The organism is Burkholderia anthina, from assembly GCF_902498995.1.
Taxonomy (GTDB): domain Bacteria; phylum Pseudomonadota; class Gammaproteobacteria; order Burkholderiales; family Burkholderiaceae; genus Burkholderia; species Burkholderia anthina.
The window spans coordinates 150,115-163,372 of the sequence record NZ_CABVLY010000014.1; the positions used below are offsets into that span (position 1 = coordinate 150,115).

At 68.1% G+C, this 13,258-nt stretch carries 16 protein-coding genes and 1 pseudogene; 8 read left to right on the forward strand and 9 right to left on the reverse strand.

The genetic code is table 11. From position 1 onward, the window contains the following. Positions 1 to 25: 25 nt before the first annotated feature. The 4 genes and pseudogenes from BME24068_RS19065 to BME24068_RS19080 form a co-directional block, all read left to right on the forward strand. Positions 26 to 283 (forward strand): PAAR domain-containing protein, encoded by a 258-nt coding sequence (locus BME24068_RS19065; protein ID WP_174927027.1) that lies wholly within the window; start codon positions 26 to 28, stop codon positions 281 to 283. After that, on the forward strand, positions 280 to 1,692 hold the full coding sequence (locus BME24068_RS19070; RefSeq protein WP_174927028.1) for a hypothetical protein: 1,413 nt from the start codon (positions 280 to 282) through the stop codon (positions 1,690 to 1,692). The genes BME24068_RS19065 and BME24068_RS19070 overlap by 4 nt, the downstream gene beginning before the upstream one ends. Next, positions 1,689 to 2,159 carry a hypothetical protein gene (locus BME24068_RS19075; protein ID WP_096507045.1) on the forward strand — a complete coding sequence of 157 codons (471 nt, stop codon included), beginning with the start codon at positions 1,689 to 1,691 and terminating at the stop codon, positions 2,157 to 2,159. The genes BME24068_RS19070 and BME24068_RS19075 overlap by 4 nt, the downstream gene beginning before the upstream one ends. An 88-nt stretch (positions 2,160 to 2,247) precedes the next feature. Continuing rightward, positions 2,248 to 2,589: pseudogene (locus BME24068_RS19080) on the forward strand (TolC family protein); the annotation flags it as partial. Here BME24068_RS19080 and BME24068_RS19085 read toward each other — a convergent pair. The 3 genes from BME24068_RS19085 to BME24068_RS19095 all read right to left on the reverse strand — a co-directional run bounded on the left by BME24068_RS19085 (position 2,560) and on the right by BME24068_RS19095 (position 3,793). Further along, positions 2,560 to 3,114: a GNAT family N-acetyltransferase gene (locus BME24068_RS19085; protein ID WP_174927029.1), complete on the reverse strand. Its 555-nt coding sequence runs from the start codon at positions 3,112 to 3,114 to the stop codon at positions 2,560 to 2,562. The pseudogene BME24068_RS19080 and the gene BME24068_RS19085 overlap by 30 nt on opposite strands. Positions 3,115 to 3,242: 128 nt before the next feature. Then, positions 3,243 to 3,464 carry a hypothetical protein gene (locus tag BME24068_RS19090; RefSeq protein ID WP_174927030.1) on the reverse strand — a complete coding sequence of 74 codons (222 nt, stop codon included), beginning with the start codon at positions 3,462 to 3,464 and terminating at the stop codon, positions 3,243 to 3,245. A 65-nt stretch (positions 3,465 to 3,529) separates the two neighbouring features. Then, the gene (locus BME24068_RS19095) at positions 3,530 to 3,793 is read right to left on the reverse strand and encodes an HPr family phosphocarrier protein (protein WP_096507042.1); all 264 of its coding nucleotides are present in this window, start codon (positions 3,791 to 3,793) and stop codon (positions 3,530 to 3,532) included. Between the two features lie 343 nt (positions 3,794 to 4,136). Here BME24068_RS19095 and BME24068_RS19100 point away from each other — a divergent pair, with 343 nt between their 5' ends. Both BME24068_RS19100 and BME24068_RS19105 read left to right on the forward strand, forming a co-directional pair. After that, positions 4,137 to 4,481 (forward strand): zinc ribbon domain-containing protein YjdM, encoded by a 345-nt coding sequence (locus BME24068_RS19100; RefSeq protein ID WP_096507041.1) that lies wholly within the window; start codon positions 4,137 to 4,139, stop codon positions 4,479 to 4,481. A gap of 46 nt (positions 4,482 to 4,527) precedes the next feature. Beyond that, complete coding sequence (locus BME24068_RS19105) at positions 4,528 to 5,364, forward strand: class I SAM-dependent methyltransferase (protein WP_174927031.1); 837 nt, start codon at positions 4,528 to 4,530, stop codon at positions 5,362 to 5,364. A 24-nt stretch (positions 5,365 to 5,388) separates the two neighbouring features. On the opposite strand, the gene BME24068_RS19110 is transcribed toward BME24068_RS19105, so the two are convergent. Continuing rightward, positions 5,389 to 5,574, reverse strand: a complete 186-nt coding sequence (locus BME24068_RS19110; RefSeq protein WP_096507039.1) for a ribbon-helix-helix protein, CopG family — start codon at positions 5,572 to 5,574, stop codon at positions 5,389 to 5,391. A 321-nt stretch (positions 5,575 to 5,895) separates the two neighbouring features. Here BME24068_RS19110 and BME24068_RS19115 point away from each other — a divergent pair, with 321 nt between their 5' ends. Further along, on the forward strand, positions 5,896 to 6,246 hold the full coding sequence (locus BME24068_RS19115; RefSeq protein ID WP_096507038.1) for a hypothetical protein: 351 nt from the start codon (positions 5,896 to 5,898) through the stop codon (positions 6,244 to 6,246). A 17-nt stretch (positions 6,247 to 6,263) separates the two neighbouring features. Further along, positions 6,264 to 6,455: a DUF2909 domain-containing protein gene (locus BME24068_RS19120; protein WP_174927053.1), complete on the forward strand. Its 192-nt coding sequence runs from the start codon at positions 6,264 to 6,266 to the stop codon at positions 6,453 to 6,455. Between the two features lie 122 nt (positions 6,456 to 6,577). Here BME24068_RS19120 and BME24068_RS19125 read toward each other — a convergent pair whose 3' ends face one another. From BME24068_RS19125 to BME24068_RS19145, 5 genes are all read right to left on the reverse strand, one after another. After that, positions 6,578 to 7,912 carry an LLM class flavin-dependent oxidoreductase gene (locus tag BME24068_RS19125; protein WP_174927032.1) on the reverse strand — a complete coding sequence of 445 codons (1,335 nt, stop codon included), beginning with the start codon at positions 7,910 to 7,912 and terminating at the stop codon, positions 6,578 to 6,580. Between the two features lie 26 nt (positions 7,913 to 7,938). After that, a complete protein-coding gene (locus BME24068_RS19130; protein WP_174927033.1) occupies positions 7,939 to 9,615 on the reverse strand; it encodes a dipeptide ABC transporter ATP-binding protein in 1,677 nt (558 codons plus the stop codon). Continuing rightward, positions 9,612 to 10,481 (reverse strand): ABC transporter permease, encoded by an 870-nt coding sequence (locus tag BME24068_RS19135; protein ID WP_174927034.1) that lies wholly within the window; start codon positions 10,479 to 10,481, stop codon positions 9,612 to 9,614. Before BME24068_RS19135 ends, BME24068_RS19130 begins: the two co-directional genes overlap by 4 nt. 13 nt (positions 10,482 to 10,494) lie before the next feature. Beyond that, positions 10,495 to 11,505 carry an ABC transporter permease gene (locus tag BME24068_RS19140; RefSeq protein WP_174927035.1) on the reverse strand — a complete coding sequence of 337 codons (1,011 nt, stop codon included), beginning with the start codon at positions 11,503 to 11,505 and terminating at the stop codon, positions 10,495 to 10,497. A gap of 64 nt (positions 11,506 to 11,569) precedes the next feature. Then, positions 11,570 to 13,210: an ABC transporter substrate-binding protein gene (locus tag BME24068_RS19145; protein WP_096507032.1), complete on the reverse strand. Its 1,641-nt coding sequence runs from the start codon at positions 13,208 to 13,210 to the stop codon at positions 11,570 to 11,572. Positions 13,211 to 13,258: the final 48 nt, after the last annotated feature.

Sequence of the window (13,258 nt, forward strand, 5' to 3'; positions counted from 1 at the left end):
GTCCCGCTCTGCAAGGAACAAGATCATGAAAAATCCCGTTTGTCTCGGTGACCCGACAACGCACGGCGGCACCGTCAAATCCGCCTCGTCCACGTTCACCCTCGACGGCCGCAAGGTAGCGTTGCTGCACGACGTTGTGTCGTGCCCTGAGCACGGCGACAACCGCATCATCGAGACGGGTGTCGGCTATAGCGAAGGCGGGCGCCGGTGGGTCGTTGATCGATGTCGCACGGAGTGCGGCAGTCAGGTCATCGCCGAATCGCCGGGAGTGTCGATCGCATGAGCATGCAATGGCACATGCGGCTGCCGGCGCCGCGCGTATGCAGCAAGCCTCCGCCACTATGGATCGCGTTCGCCATCTACATGGTCATTCAAACGGCCGGGGTGGTCATCACGGTACTGACCTGGGGGGCGCAGCCGGTCGCGTCCGGCGACTTTTTCGTGCGCTTGCTGGTCCTGCCGCTTGCGCTGACGGTTGCTTTATGCGGGAGCCTCTACAGCGGCTACGAGAAAGAGCTCAACGACACGGACTGGTGGAACTACCTGTGCCGCGAGACACAGGCGAACTGGCGACGCTGGGCGCAGCGGCGTGTCGTCATCATCGCTAGCGCGACACTCACACCGGAGGTCGGACTGGCCGAACGCATGTTAGGCCTGGAAGGCTCGCGGCCGGCAAATGCCGGTAAGCGGCTGCCGCTGGCGAGCCAGGATCAGGCTTCCAGCGAGGCGAGGCTCGAAGGCATACTCACGGGCCTGTTGACGCAATTGTCGGCGACCATTGCCGGGATCGCGCGCACCCGTTCGATGCACGTCTACCTGCAATCGGCAACGCAGGACGACCTGTACGAGTTGAAGCAGCTTTGGCAGCGTCTACGCCTTCCTGATCTCGTCTCGTTCTCCTGGGTATCGCTCGATACGCTGCTGTCGCTCACCGAGCCTTGGTTTGGCAACGATCACCCGCCGGCGGAATTCGTGCTTACCCTTGCTTGCCAGTTGCATCGGCCTGACCAGGCACCGGCCTGGTCGGAGGCCGCGGTCGCGCTGTTGACCACCTCGTCCGACGTGATGGGCGACTACCGTGGCAAGCGCCGGCCGCAGGCGTATCTGTTCCGGCCCATCACGGCCGAAGCTGATGAGGCGATGGACGCAACCGCCGCCCTTCTGCGCGCGCAGCAGGTTCCGCCCGCCCGGATCAAGCACATGTGGACGAGCAGACTGCCCGGACATCTCCGGCACGCTACCGTATCCGCGGTCAAGGACTGCGGACTCGATTTGCCGGCGCACGACCTCGATAAAGCGATCGGTGAGCCGGGGCCAGTCAGCCCGCTGCTTCTGCGCGCGCTGGCGGCGCAGATCGTGCAGCACGGCCAAGGCGTACAACTGGTCGCCACGCCGATACGTCACGGCGTGCAACTGAACCTGATTGGCACACAGCTGGCGCCGGTTGAGCCCGTCAAGGCCGAGTATTACCGGCTGCTCAGCTTGTCCACGACCATCGGCTTGGTGGGGGTGGCCTGTTTGACGATGTTCGGAGCCGAGACATTCGGCGTCATGAGGCCATGGATCGGCTGGGCGGTGCTGGTATTAGTTATCCTGACGTTACCGATCCAGATGGGCGGGGCGATACTGAGCCGGCGTTTGCTGGAAGACGACTTTTTCAGTGAATTGCAACGTTCAAAGGAGCGGACATGAGCAAGCGCCAAACACGCGATGCTTGGCACGAGATCGAGCGCGCGGTTCGCAGGTCGGGACGGTGGCGCAGGTATCGCCACTACGCCGTACTGTATCTGTTCTGGGCGGGCGCGATACTGTGTGCAGTCTGGGAGACGATCGTTTGCCGGATGGCCGTACAGGCATTGGATACCACGTGGCCGTTCATGCTCGAGGCTGGACTATGGGCTGCGACGCTGTGCTGGGTTGGCCCGGACGCGCTGCGTCACTGGCGGCAGCAGATGGCGATGCGTTTGTATCACGAGGACATCGCCGACGGCATATGTCCCGACCGGGGCATGCAGATCACGGCGGAGAACGGTTGGAGGTGGTACAAGCAGCAGGGTTCGCCGCTGTGGATCAGTTCAAAACGCGCCCGCCCCAAGGTCCGGGTCGTTGACGCCCTCTATCGCCTGTACGGCGACCTTCCGCGGCGCCAATCGCGGTGAGCCGCACAAGAAGTTCGGTCAGGGGCGGCACGCGCGATTGAGTCATCGGCGTGTCGGCGCGCTGCCGTCGTGACGGATCAAGCAAGAGGCGATCGACGATGCAGTGAAGGCAGAGCAGGGCGCGCTGGACCTCGCGCGGGATCGCTATCGGAAGGGTTTGTCGCCGTTCCTCGACGTGTTCGACACGCAACGCCAATGGTCGGAGGGGCAGCAGCAGGCGGTGCAGGGCGAATTGCAGACGACGATCGATCTCGTCGCGCTGTACCAGGCGCTCGGCGGCGGATGGCAGACCGGCGCGGTGTCGGGCAAGGATCCAGTCAGCGCGGCGCCGCCGTCGCATCAGGCGGAAGCGGGCCCCGCGCGCTGGCCGCCACGTCGCGGCCGGCGCGTGGCATCCCGCTCAGCGGCACGCGCGCGAATACAGCAATGAATCGGCGTCGTTGAAGCGGATGCGCACCGGCTCGGCATACCCGGCTTTTTCCGCGACGCGGATCGATGCGGCGTTGGTCGGCGCGATCAGGCACACGCTGCGCTCGAACCGGTGCTGCGCGTCGAGCCAGCCGAGCGCGTGCGTGAGCGCCTCGGTCGCATAGCCGTTGCCGTGCGCCCAGGGGGCGAGCGCCCAGCCGGCCTCCGGCACGCCGCGAATCGACGGCTCGACGGCGCGGTGGAAGTCGGCGAAACCGAGATCGCCGACGTAGCGGCCCGACGCCTTCTCGCGAATCGCCCAGTAGCCGTAGCCGAGCAGCGGCCACAGGCCGCGATACGCGAGCATCCGCATCCACGAGTCGCGCGGCGCCGACGGCTCGCCGTTGAAGATGTGCGCGACGACGGCCGGCTCGGCCCACATCGCGACGAGCGCATCGAAGTCGCCGAGCGGATGGCCTTCTAGGATCAGGCGCGGGGTGTCGAGAACGGGCGGGGACGTGACGGGCGGCAATGCGCTGGCGGTCATCGGATGTTCCACGGGGAAGGAGGATGAAGGCGGCGCGTTGCGCCGCCCGCGGGCACCGTACGATACCGCGGAAATCGCGGCGCGACCGCAAGCCCCCGGTCGTATCGGGCAATGTGCCCGACGCCGTCCTACTTCCGGCTTTTCAGGAAGCTGCGGCCATGCGCGGTGATCGATGCGCCGGAGCGGCCGTTGGCGGCATGGCTGACGAACCCGGCGCCGACGAGCTCCTGTTCGACCGACCAGCCGAGCGCCGGCGCATCCCGGCCGTAGCGCACGTCGGCGAGGCGCTCGAGCGCCCAGATCGCGGATGCAGACAGGGTGGGGGGGTTTGACGTGACGTTGTCGTTCATCGCTTCCTCGCAGAAAGATGATTCAGGGTGAACGGCACGAAGCCGTGGAAGCGGACGACGCAGGGTCAGTCCGCCTGGAGCAAGGGCAGCAGCGCCTGCAGCGCGGCTTCCTCGTCGGGGCCGGTCGCGAGCACCTGCGCGGAGGTGCCGCCATGCATCAGCAGTGACGCGATGGCATCGCCGCTCCTCGCGTTGCCGCTGAGCCCGTTGGCGATCAGCAGGATGTCGCTTTCGAAACGGTGTGCCGCCGCGACGACCGCGGCGCGGGTGGCGTTTGCGCGGCCGCGGTTCCATGCGGCGCCGATTTCAACGTAGACGACGGTTGGCACGATGCGGGTCAGCCTTGCGGAAGGTCGTCGGGACCGTGCGCGACGAGCGGCCGGCAGCACGGCATGAACGCGCGGAGCGCGGCTTGCCGCCGCACCGCGGGGCGTTGTACAGGCGATGTCGGCGCATCATTCATCTCGAACATGTCGACATCCTCAGCGAAACCGCCATCAAGTCCGGCGAATGATGGAAGGAACGCCATTATAATACGGCAGCTTGATTATGTGTATTGCATTATAATGCTGTGCGCGTGAAGCCCGGCCTGCCGATCCGTCGGCGGCGACGCGGCCGCGCGCGTCCGGCATTGTTTGCCGATCCCCGAACCCCCTCCGAATGGAAGCTGGAATGAACGCTGCACCCGCCTGCCCGCAATGCGCGATGGAAAACACCTACCCGGACGGCACGCTTTACGTGTGCGCGGACTGCGGTCATGAATGGTCGGCAGGCGCCGGCGCCGAAGCGGGCGACGAACCGGCGGGCGACGTCGTCAAGGACGCGAACGGCAACGTGCTGTCCGACGGCGATTCGGTCGTGCTGATCAAGGACTTGCGCGTGAAGGGTTCATCGATCACGCTGAAGATGGGTACCAAGGTCAAGAGCATCCGGCTCGTCGGCGGCGATCACGAAGTCGATTGCAAGACCGACCTCGGCGGCTTCATGCTGAAGGCCTGCTACCTGAAGAAGGTCTGACCGCGCGCGGTTCGACCGACTCTCTGATTATCCAGGCCTGCCGCGCATGAGCGAGGATCGAGCTTCCTATGACGCACTCCTGCGGTTCCTGGCGATGCCGTTGAACGACGGCCGCCCGTTCGTGCTCGAGACGAAGCACACGGTGTCGCTGCACTTCGACCACTTCGGCACGCAGAGCTTCATGTCGCTGAAGGATCCGGTGCGGCTCGAGCTCGGCTATACACGCGTGATGATGGGCTTCCTGCTGCTGCAGCCCGTGCCCGCGCGTATCTGCATGATCGGGCTCGGCGGCGGTTCGCTCGCGAAATACTGCTACCGGCATCTGCCCGATACCGCGATCGACGCGGTCGAGATCAATCCGGACGTGATCGCGCTGCGCAACGTGTTCCGGATCCCCGACGACGATGCGCGCTTCGCGGTGATATGCGCGGACGGTGCGGACTACGTGTCGAGGGAAGCGGTGCGGGCGGACGTGATCCTGCACGACGCATTCGTCGCCGACGGCATGCCGGGCCGGTGCACGGGCACCGCGTTCCTCGACGCGTGCCGCGCACGGCTGAGCGAAACGGGCGTGCTCGCGATCAACTTCATGGACGACGATCCGGCGCTGCCGCGGCATCTCGAGCAGCTGCGCGAGGTGTTCGACGCATCGTATGCGCTCGTTCCGTGCGGCGACGACAACAACTTCATCGCGTTTGCATGGAAGAACGGCAACCCGCTGCCATCGCTGCGCGTTTTGCTCGAACGCGCGCTCGGGATCGCATCGGCCGGCGAGCTGAAGCTGTCGCCGACGGCCCGGCGCATGAAGGAAGGCGAGTGCATCGATCCCGCGCGGCTCGTGTGGCGCGCGCGCGAGCATGCCCGTTGGGAAATCTGCGCGTGAGCGCCGCCGCGGGTTCGAGCGCGCTTACTTCATTCGCTTGCCGAGCGCGCTTTTCGTCCGGTACGTTACGCCGTGCTGGTCGAGATACTCGCGGATCAACTGTCGCACGACCTGCGACGGCGTGAGATCCTGCTCCGCGCAAAGTATTTCGAACGCCTCTTTCTTGGCGGGGTCGATCAGGACGGTGAGGCGGGCGGTTTTCGTTTCCATCGTGCGGCAGCGCTGGTGGGTATGTTAATCAAATTATAATACATCTGTTCCCGGCGTCACGTCCGGAATAGGGCATCGAGCGCATGCGTCGGCTCAACGTCGGCGATCGAGCCATACCGGCACGCCGGGTTGCTCGAATCGTCAATCGTATATGATAATTAAATTATCATAATCTGTTACCCGAATTTGGCCTTGAGTACAATGTCGGCCGATGCTGCGGCCCCGGGTTGCCCCGGGCGGCTGCGTCGTCTGCGCGACCGGTCGTCCGGCTGCTTCCGGTTTCACACGGCACGTGTTCGCCGTCACTTCGATATCCGCGTCATGACCCCGATCAAGTTCGTTCTTCGCTACACGGCTATCCCGTTTACGGCCATCGTGGCCGTCGTGGTGTGGGCCGTCATCCCTTCGTCGAAAGAAGTCGACGCGCGGCAATATGCGGCGCTGTCGCGCGGATACGCGAGCTTTCCGCTACCGTTCAGACATGAGATCGCGGAAGCGATGGATGAGGGCCGGATCAGCGACCGGCACTACCAGACGCTGGTGCGCGATTCGCTGGGCAATGGCGTGGCGCTGGACTGGCCGGCATCGGGCGTTGCCGACGTCGCCGCCGAGCGGCAGCGGCTGGCCGAACTGCTGAAGGCCGATGCGGGCCTGGAGGAGCATCAACAGTGAAGATTGCACTGGTTTCGATGGCGTTCGCGCTGATTGTCGCGAGCCTGATTTTCGCGCTGTATTTCATGAATCACGATCGCGGGACGAGCAAGCGGATGGCGTGGTCGCTCGCGGCGCGCGTCGGGTTGTCGATCACGCTGTTTCTGTCGCTGCTGATCGCGTACCGGCTCGGGTGGATCGAGCCGACGGGGCTGCCGATCGGGCGGTGATGCGCGGTGCGCCCGCGCATGCCCGCCCGGCAGCATGAGCGGGCCGGGCGGAGTCGGTTCGAAGCCGACCGAAGCCGGCAAGCCGACAAGCCGACAAGCCGACAAGCCGGCACCGCCGATGCTTACGCCGCCTGCGCGTAGCGGTTCGACGGATACGGCAGCCCGAGGTGTTCGCGCAGCGTCGTGCCGTCGTAATCGCGCCGGTACGCGCCGCGCTCCTGCAGGATCGGCACGACTTTCGACGCAAATTCCGCGAACGCGGTCGGCGTGCCGCCGCGCACGATGAAGCCGTCGGCGGCGCGCGCGTCGACCCACGCCTGCAACCCGTCGGCGACCTGTTCGGGCGTGCCCGCGAACGCGGGCCGCGGCGTGGCCGCTTCGAGCGCCACCTCGCGCAACGTCAGGCCGCGCGCGGCCGCGTCGCGCTTGATCGCGTCGGTGGTGCTGCGGAACTGGTTGCTGCCGAGTTCGCCGAGATCGGGGAACGGCACGTCGAGCGCGTATTGCGCAAAGTCGTGGTGATCGAAGTAGCGGCCGAGATAGTCGAGCGCGTTGTCGATCGTCACGAGCCGGGCGGTGTCCTGGTATTGCGCTTCCGCATCGGCGGCCGACGCCGCGACGATCACGCTGATTCCCTGGAACACCTTCAGGCTGTCGGGCGCGCGGCCGTGCGCGGCGAGCCGTCGCTGAACGTCCGCATGGAACGCCTGCGCGAGCGGGATCGTCTCCTGGCGCGTGTAGATCGCATCGGCATGCTCGGCCGCGACGCCCTTGCCGTCGTCGGACGCGCCGGCCTGGAACAGGATCGGGCGCCCTTGCCGCGAGCGGCCGATGTTCAGCGGCCCGGCCACCGAGAAAAATTCGCCGACATGATTCAGCGTGTGCAGCTTGTCCGGATCGAAGAACACGCCGCTTGCCTTGTCGCGCACGAACGCGTCGTCCTCCCACGAATCCCATAACCCTTTCGTCACCGTCAGGAATTCCGACGCGATCCGGTAGCGCAGCGCGTGCTCGGGGTGCGCGGCGCGCGAGAAATTCTTCGCGGAACCTTCGAGCGGCGACGTGACGACGTTCCAGCCGGCGCGGCCGTCGCTCAGGTGGTCGAGGCTCGAAAACTGCCGCGCGACGGTGAACGGATCGCTGTACGACGTCGACAGCGTGCCGACCAGCCCGATCCGTTCGGTGACGAGCGCGAGCGCCGACAGCAGCGTGAGCGGCTCGAAACGGTTCAGGAAGTGCGGGATCGACTTCGCGTTGATGTGCAGCCCGTCGGCGACGAACAGCAGGTCGAATTTCGCGGCTTCGGCCTGTTTCGCGAGCGTGCGGACGAAGTCGACGCTGATGCTCGCGTCGGCGACCGCGTCCGGGTGCCGCCACGCGGACATGTTGCCGGATGCGCCCTGGATGATGGCGCCGAGATGGATCTGACGGGGAGAAGCGGAAGTCGATGGGCTCATGGCAGCGGTTCGGTGAAGGGCAAAGGTCAGGCGTGGGCGGGCAGCGGCGATGCTGCCGGCGCGTCGGGCAGGGTCGGCAGCGCGTCGAGCAGCGACGCGGTGTACGGGTGCGACGGCGCGCCGAACACCCGGTCGACCGGGCCGCTTTCGACGACGCGGCCGCCGCGCATCACGAGAATCCGGTCGGCGACGTGATGCACCACGCCGAGATCGTGCGAGATGAACAGCATCGCGGTGCCGTGCTCGGCCTGCAGGTCGGCGAGCAGGTCCAGCACCTGCGCCTGGATCGACACGTCGAGCGCGCTGACGGGCTCGTCCGCGACGAGCAGCGCGGGATTCGACGCGAACGCGCGCGCGATCGCGACGCGCTGCCGCTGGCCGCCGGACAGTTCGCGCGGATACCGGTCGATGCAACCGGCGCCGAGCTGCACTTCGTCGAGGAGCTGCAGCACGCGCCGACGCCGCGCGTCGCCGTGGATACCGGCCGCATCGAGGCTTTCGCCGACGATCTGTCCGACCGCGTAGCGCGGGTCGAACGAGCTGTACGGATCCTGTGCGATCAACTGCAGCCGCGCGCGGCGGGCACGCCGCGCGGCTTCCGGCACGCCGTTCCACGGCTGGCCGTCGAGCGCGACGGTGCCGCCGTCCGGTTCGACGAGTCCGAGCACGATCCGCGCGACCGTGGATTTGCCGGAGCCGGATTCGCCGACGATGCCGAGCGTCTCGCCGCGTGCGAGCGTGAACGACACGCCGTCGACCGCGGCCGGCGTGTCGCGGCCGCCGTAGCGTTTCGTCAGCGCGTCGACGGCGAGCACCGGCGCGCCCGTATCGATGCGTTTCGGCGGCAGCGGCACGCGCGCGGTGGCCGCGAGCCGGTACCCGCGCGACGCGGCAGTGGGAATCGCCGCGAGCAACTGGCGCGTGTACGGATGCGTCGGCGCGCTCAGCACGTCGCGTGCCGGCCCTTGCTCGACGATCCGGCCGCCGCGCATCACGAGCACGCGGTCGGCCAGTTCGGCGACGACGGCGAGATCGTGGCTGATCAGCAGCACCGCGTCGCCGGCATCGCGGCGCGCGCGCAGCAGCGACAGGATCTGGCGTTGCACGGTCATGTCGAGCGCGGTGGTCGGCTCGTCGGCGATCAGCAGCGACGCGCCGCCCGCGATCGCGGTGCCGATCAGCACGCGCTGCCGCAAGCCGCCCGACAACTGGTGCGGATACTGCGGCAGCCGCCGCTCGGGATCGTCGATGCCGACCGAGCGGAGCAGGTCGGCGCTGCGCGCGGCGACATCGCGCCGCCGCGTGTCGTGCAGCGCTTCGGCGACGAGGTCGCGCACGCGCCACAGCGGATCGAGCGACACCAGCGCGTCCTGCAGCACATAGCCGATCCGGCGGCCGCGAATGGCGCGCCAGTCGCGTTCCCGGTGGCGGCGCACGTCGGTGCCGGCGATGTCGAAGCGCGCCGCGTCGATCGCGGCATGCGGGCCGTTCAGCCCGACGAGGCTGCGCGCGGTAACCGACTTGCCGGAACCCGACTCGCCGACCAGCGCGACGCATTCGCCGGCATGCAGCGTGAGATCGAGCGGCCCGACGACGGGCTGCGTGCCGCGCGCGCCGCGGAACCCGACGGTCAGCTGCTCGATACGGACCACCGGCGCGCCACGCGCGGGCGTCGGCTGCGGCCCGACTTCGACCGTGCTCATGCCGCCTCCCGGCGCTCGAAGCGCGCCTGCCAGTAGCCGCCGAGCGCATTCACCGCGATCACGGCCGCGGTGATCGCGAGGCCGGGCCACACGGCAATCCACCATGCGTTGTACAGATAGTTGCGGCCTTCGGCGAGCATCAGCCCCCATTCGGCTGCCGGCGGCTGCGGCCCCATGCCGAGAAAGCTCAGCCCCGACGCGCCGATGATCGCGGTGCCGAGGCCGACCGTCGCGAGTACCGGCACCTGCGCGATCGCGTGCGGCAGCACGTGCCGCCAGACCAGCACCGCCGGCGCGAGGCCGAGCGTGCGCGCGTGCTCGACGTAGCCGGACGACGCGACGACGAAGGTCTGCGCACGCACGACGCGCGCGAAGCGCGGCACCGACGCGACGCCGAGCGCGAACACCAGGTTCACCGCGCCGGGGCCGGTGAACGAGATCAGCATCAGCGCGAGCAGCAGGTCGGGGAACGCGGACACGACGTCGAGCAAGCGCGTGATCAGCTCGTCGAGCCAGCCGCGGGCGAGCCCGGCGAGCAGCCCGAGCGCGGTGCCGAACAGCGTCGCGACGCCGATCGCGGCCACGCTGATCGACAGCGAGTAGCGTGCGCCATACACGACGCGCGAGTAGATGTCGCGGCCGAGCTGGTCGGTGCCGAGCCAGTGCCCGGCGCTGCTGCCGAGCTGCGCGGACAGCGGATCGGCGGCGAGCGGATCGGAGTGCGCGAGCCAGCCGGGCGCAACGACGGCGACGACGTTCAGCAGCAGATAGACGGCGGCGAGCGCCAGCCCCGGATGGCGGTACAGCCAGCCGGCCGTGCTGCGTGCCGCGCGCGGGCGCAATGCGAGGGCGACGGGAGTGGACATCGGTGCCTCCGGTTCAATGCCGTGCGCGGCGTTCGCGCAGGCGGGGATCGATCAGCAGGTACAGCAGATCGACGGCGGTGCTGAGCGCGACGTAGATCGCGGCCGACAGGATCGCGATCGCGAGGATCACCGGCATGTCCTTCGACAGCACCGCGTCGACCGTCACCTTGCCGAGGCCCGGCCGGCCGAACACCTGCTCGGTGATCACGGCGCCGCTCAGCAGGCCGCCCACGAGCCAGCCGGCGAGCGTGACGGCCGGCAGCGCCGCGTGGCGCAGCGCATGGCGCACGCGCAGCGCGAGCCCGCCGATCCCCCACGAACGCACCGTCAGCGCATACGGCTCGTCGAGCGCGCGCTCGATGCCTTGCCGCAGCACGCGGCCGATCACCGCGCCCTGCGCGAGCCCCAGCGACAGCGCGGGCAGCACGAGCGACGCGAAGCCGCGATCGCCGGCCACCGGGAACAGCTTCAGCGTGAAGCTGAACACGAACAGCAGCATGATCCCGAGCCAGAACGACGGCGTCGATGCCAGCAGCAGTTCGACGCCGGATGCGGCGCGCCCCGCCCAGCGGCGGCCGGCCGTCAGCACCGCGAGGCCCACCGCGAACACGATCGTCACGACGAGCGCCGCGCCCGTCAGTTTCAGCGTCGGCCACAGCTGGCCGAGCACGAGCGGCGCGACGTCGGTGTTCAGGATGTACGAGCGGCCGAAGTCGCCGTGCAGCACGCGCCACAGGTAATGCACGTACTGCAGCGCGAGCGGTTCGTCGAGCCCCCATTCCTGGCGGATCGCGGCTTCGATCTCGGGCGTGCTCACCTGCTCGCCGACCAGGATGCCGACGATGTCGCCCGGCGCGAGATGCACGGCCGCGAACGACAGCGTGACCGCGGCCCACAGCACGAGCACGCCGGTGGCAAGCCGCGTGACGACCGGCGAACCCGCCCAGCGGCGCCATGCGGCAGGCGATGGCGCGGCCGGCAGCGTGTCGGGGACGGCGACGGGCGCGGAGGTCGAATGGTTCATTTGGAAAATCTCCTGTCGGATCGGCGCGAACCGTGATGCAAAGGCGGGCGCGCTGCGCGCCGGCTTACTTCTTCACCCACACGTCGTACGGGTTCTCGGGCATCTGCGCGAACGAGCGGAAGCGCAGCCCCTGGACCGCCTTCGCGGCCGCGATCTGATCCTCGGGCTCGTACAGCGGCACCGCGTACGCCTGCTCGTTGATCGCGAAGTGCTGCAGTTCGCCGTACAGCTGCTTGCGCTGCGCGACGTTCTGCGTGCGCGCGGCCGCCTGCAGCCAGCGCGTGAGCTCGGGCGCCGACGCACGGCTGTAGTTCAGCGCGCCGCCGTGACCGACCGGCAGGTAGTGGCCTTCGATGTCGATGCCGTCGGGCGGCGTGTTCGAGTTCGCGATCGAGCCGAACTTGCCGCTCTTGCGCGCTTCGACGTACGTGCCGTCGTCGACGTACTGGATCTTCAGGTCGACGCCGAGGCGTTGCCGGGCTTGCGCCTGCAGTGCCTGCAGCAGCACGTCGCGCTGGTCGCGTACCGTCGCCTGCGCCTGGATCACCGCGATCGTCAGGCGTTCGCCGTTGCGGGTCCGGTAGCCGCTGCCGTCGCGTGCCTGCCAGCCGGCTTCGTCCAGCAACCGGTTCGCGAGCGCCGGATTGTTGCCGTAGGTCTTTTCGACGGCGGCGTCGTAGAGCGGATCGATCGGCGACGTGATGCCCCACGCGCGCGTGCGCTCGCCGCGGTAGATCGACTGCACGATACCGGTCGCGTCGAGTCCTTCGAGCAGCGCGCGGCGGACTTTCACGTCGCGGGTCGGGCCGTAGTCGACGTTCAGGAACAGCGAGTAGGGCGTGCCGGTGTTGAGCGCGCGGCGGTACGTGAAGTCGGCGTTCTTGCGGATCAGCGCAGCGTCGTTGCCGGACACGCCTTCGATCACGTCGACCTGGCCGGACAACAGCGCGCCGGTGCGCACCGACGATTCGGGCAGGAACCGGTAGACCACCCGGTCGAGGTACGCGGGGCCCTGGTGGCCCGCCGTCGGCGGTGCCCAGCGATAGTCGGGGTTCTTCGCGAACTCGATTTCCTGGCCTTTCACGTAGCGCTTGAGGATGAACGGGCCGGTGCCCGCAATGTCCGTGCCGCCCGACTTCAGGCTCGGCCGGCCGAACGCGTTCGGCGACAGCAGCGGCAGACGGCCGGCGAACGTCAGGAACGGCGCATACGGCGCGTCGAGCGTGATCGCGACCGTATGCGCGTCCGGCGTCTTCACGTCCGCGACGTGCGAGATCAGTTGTGCCAGCTGGCTGCCGGCCGAATAGGACAGCTCGCGCGCGTTCAGGAAGTTGCGGGCGACGGCCTGCGCGTCGAACGGCGCGCCGTCGGTGAACTTCACGCCGTCGCGCAGCGTGAACGTGTAGGTCTTGCCGTCGGCCGAGACCTTGTAGCCGGTCGCGAGCCACGGCACGTAGCTGCCGTCGGGCTTCTGGGCGAGCAGGCTTTCGTAGGCGTTGCGCAGCAGCAGCTCGACCTTGTCCTGGCCGTTCAGTTGCGGATTCAGCGTGCGGGGCTCCGTTTCGACGCCCCAGGTCAGCGTGCCGCCGGAGACGGGCGCGCCCTGGGCGAACGCCGCATGCGGCATCGCGACGGCGAGCAGCAGGGCGGTCGAGGCGGCGCGGCGCGACGCGCGGAAAGCGGAATCCGGAAATGCGAGAGTCATGCGTTGAAGCCTTTCACGAGAGGGAGGGCAGGGGATGCAGGATGCGAA

What these genes read in the sequence shown, in the direction of transcription:
- BME24068_RS19140 (WP_174927035.1), bottom strand. Translation starts at nt 11,505, where the DNA reads ATGAACCATTCGACCTCCGCGCCCGTCGCCGTCCCCGACACGCTGCCG.
- BME24068_RS19125 (WP_174927032.1), bottom strand. Translation starts at nt 7,912, where the DNA reads ATGAGCCCATCGACTTCCGCTTCTCCCCGTCAGATCCATCTCGGCGCC.
- BME24068_RS19115 (WP_096507038.1), top strand. Translation starts at nt 5,896, where the DNA reads ATGACCCCGATCAAGTTCGTTCTTCGCTACACGGCTATCCCGTTTACG.
- BME24068_RS19130 (WP_174927033.1), bottom strand. Translation starts at nt 9,615, where the DNA reads ATGAGCACGGTCGAAGTCGGGCCGCAGCCGACGCCCGCGCGTGGCGCG.
- BME24068_RS19135 (WP_174927034.1), bottom strand. Translation starts at nt 10,481, where the DNA reads ATGTCCACTCCCGTCGCCCTCGCATTGCGCCCGCGCGCGGCACGCAGC.
- BME24068_RS19065 (WP_174927027.1), top strand. Translation starts at nt 26, where the DNA reads ATGAAAAATCCCGTTTGTCTCGGTGACCCGACAACGCACGGCGGCACC.
- BME24068_RS19110 (WP_096507039.1), bottom strand. Translation starts at nt 5,574, where the DNA reads ATGGAAACGAAAACCGCCCGCCTCACCGTCCTGATCGACCCCGCCAAG.
- BME24068_RS19105 (WP_174927031.1), top strand. Translation starts at nt 4,528, where the DNA reads ATGAGCGAGGATCGAGCTTCCTATGACGCACTCCTGCGGTTCCTGGCG.
- BME24068_RS19075 (WP_096507045.1), top strand. Translation starts at nt 1,689, where the DNA reads ATGAGCAAGCGCCAAACACGCGATGCTTGGCACGAGATCGAGCGCGCG.
- BME24068_RS19070 (WP_174927028.1), top strand. Translation starts at nt 280, where the DNA reads ATGAGCATGCAATGGCACATGCGGCTGCCGGCGCCGCGCGTATGCAGC.
- BME24068_RS19100 (WP_096507041.1), top strand. Translation starts at nt 4,137, where the DNA reads ATGAACGCTGCACCCGCCTGCCCGCAATGCGCGATGGAAAACACCTAC.
- BME24068_RS19145 (WP_096507032.1), bottom strand. Translation starts at nt 13,210, where the DNA reads ATGACTCTCGCATTTCCGGATTCCGCTTTCCGCGCGTCGCGCCGCGCC.
- BME24068_RS19090 (WP_174927030.1), bottom strand. Translation starts at nt 3,464, where the DNA reads ATGAACGACAACGTCACGTCAAACCCCCCCACCCTGTCTGCATCCGCG.
- BME24068_RS19085 (WP_174927029.1), bottom strand. Translation starts at nt 3,114, where the DNA reads ATGACCGCCAGCGCATTGCCGCCCGTCACGTCCCCGCCCGTTCTCGAC.
- BME24068_RS19120 (WP_174927053.1), top strand. Translation starts at nt 6,264, where the DNA reads ATGGCGTTCGCGCTGATTGTCGCGAGCCTGATTTTCGCGCTGTATTTC.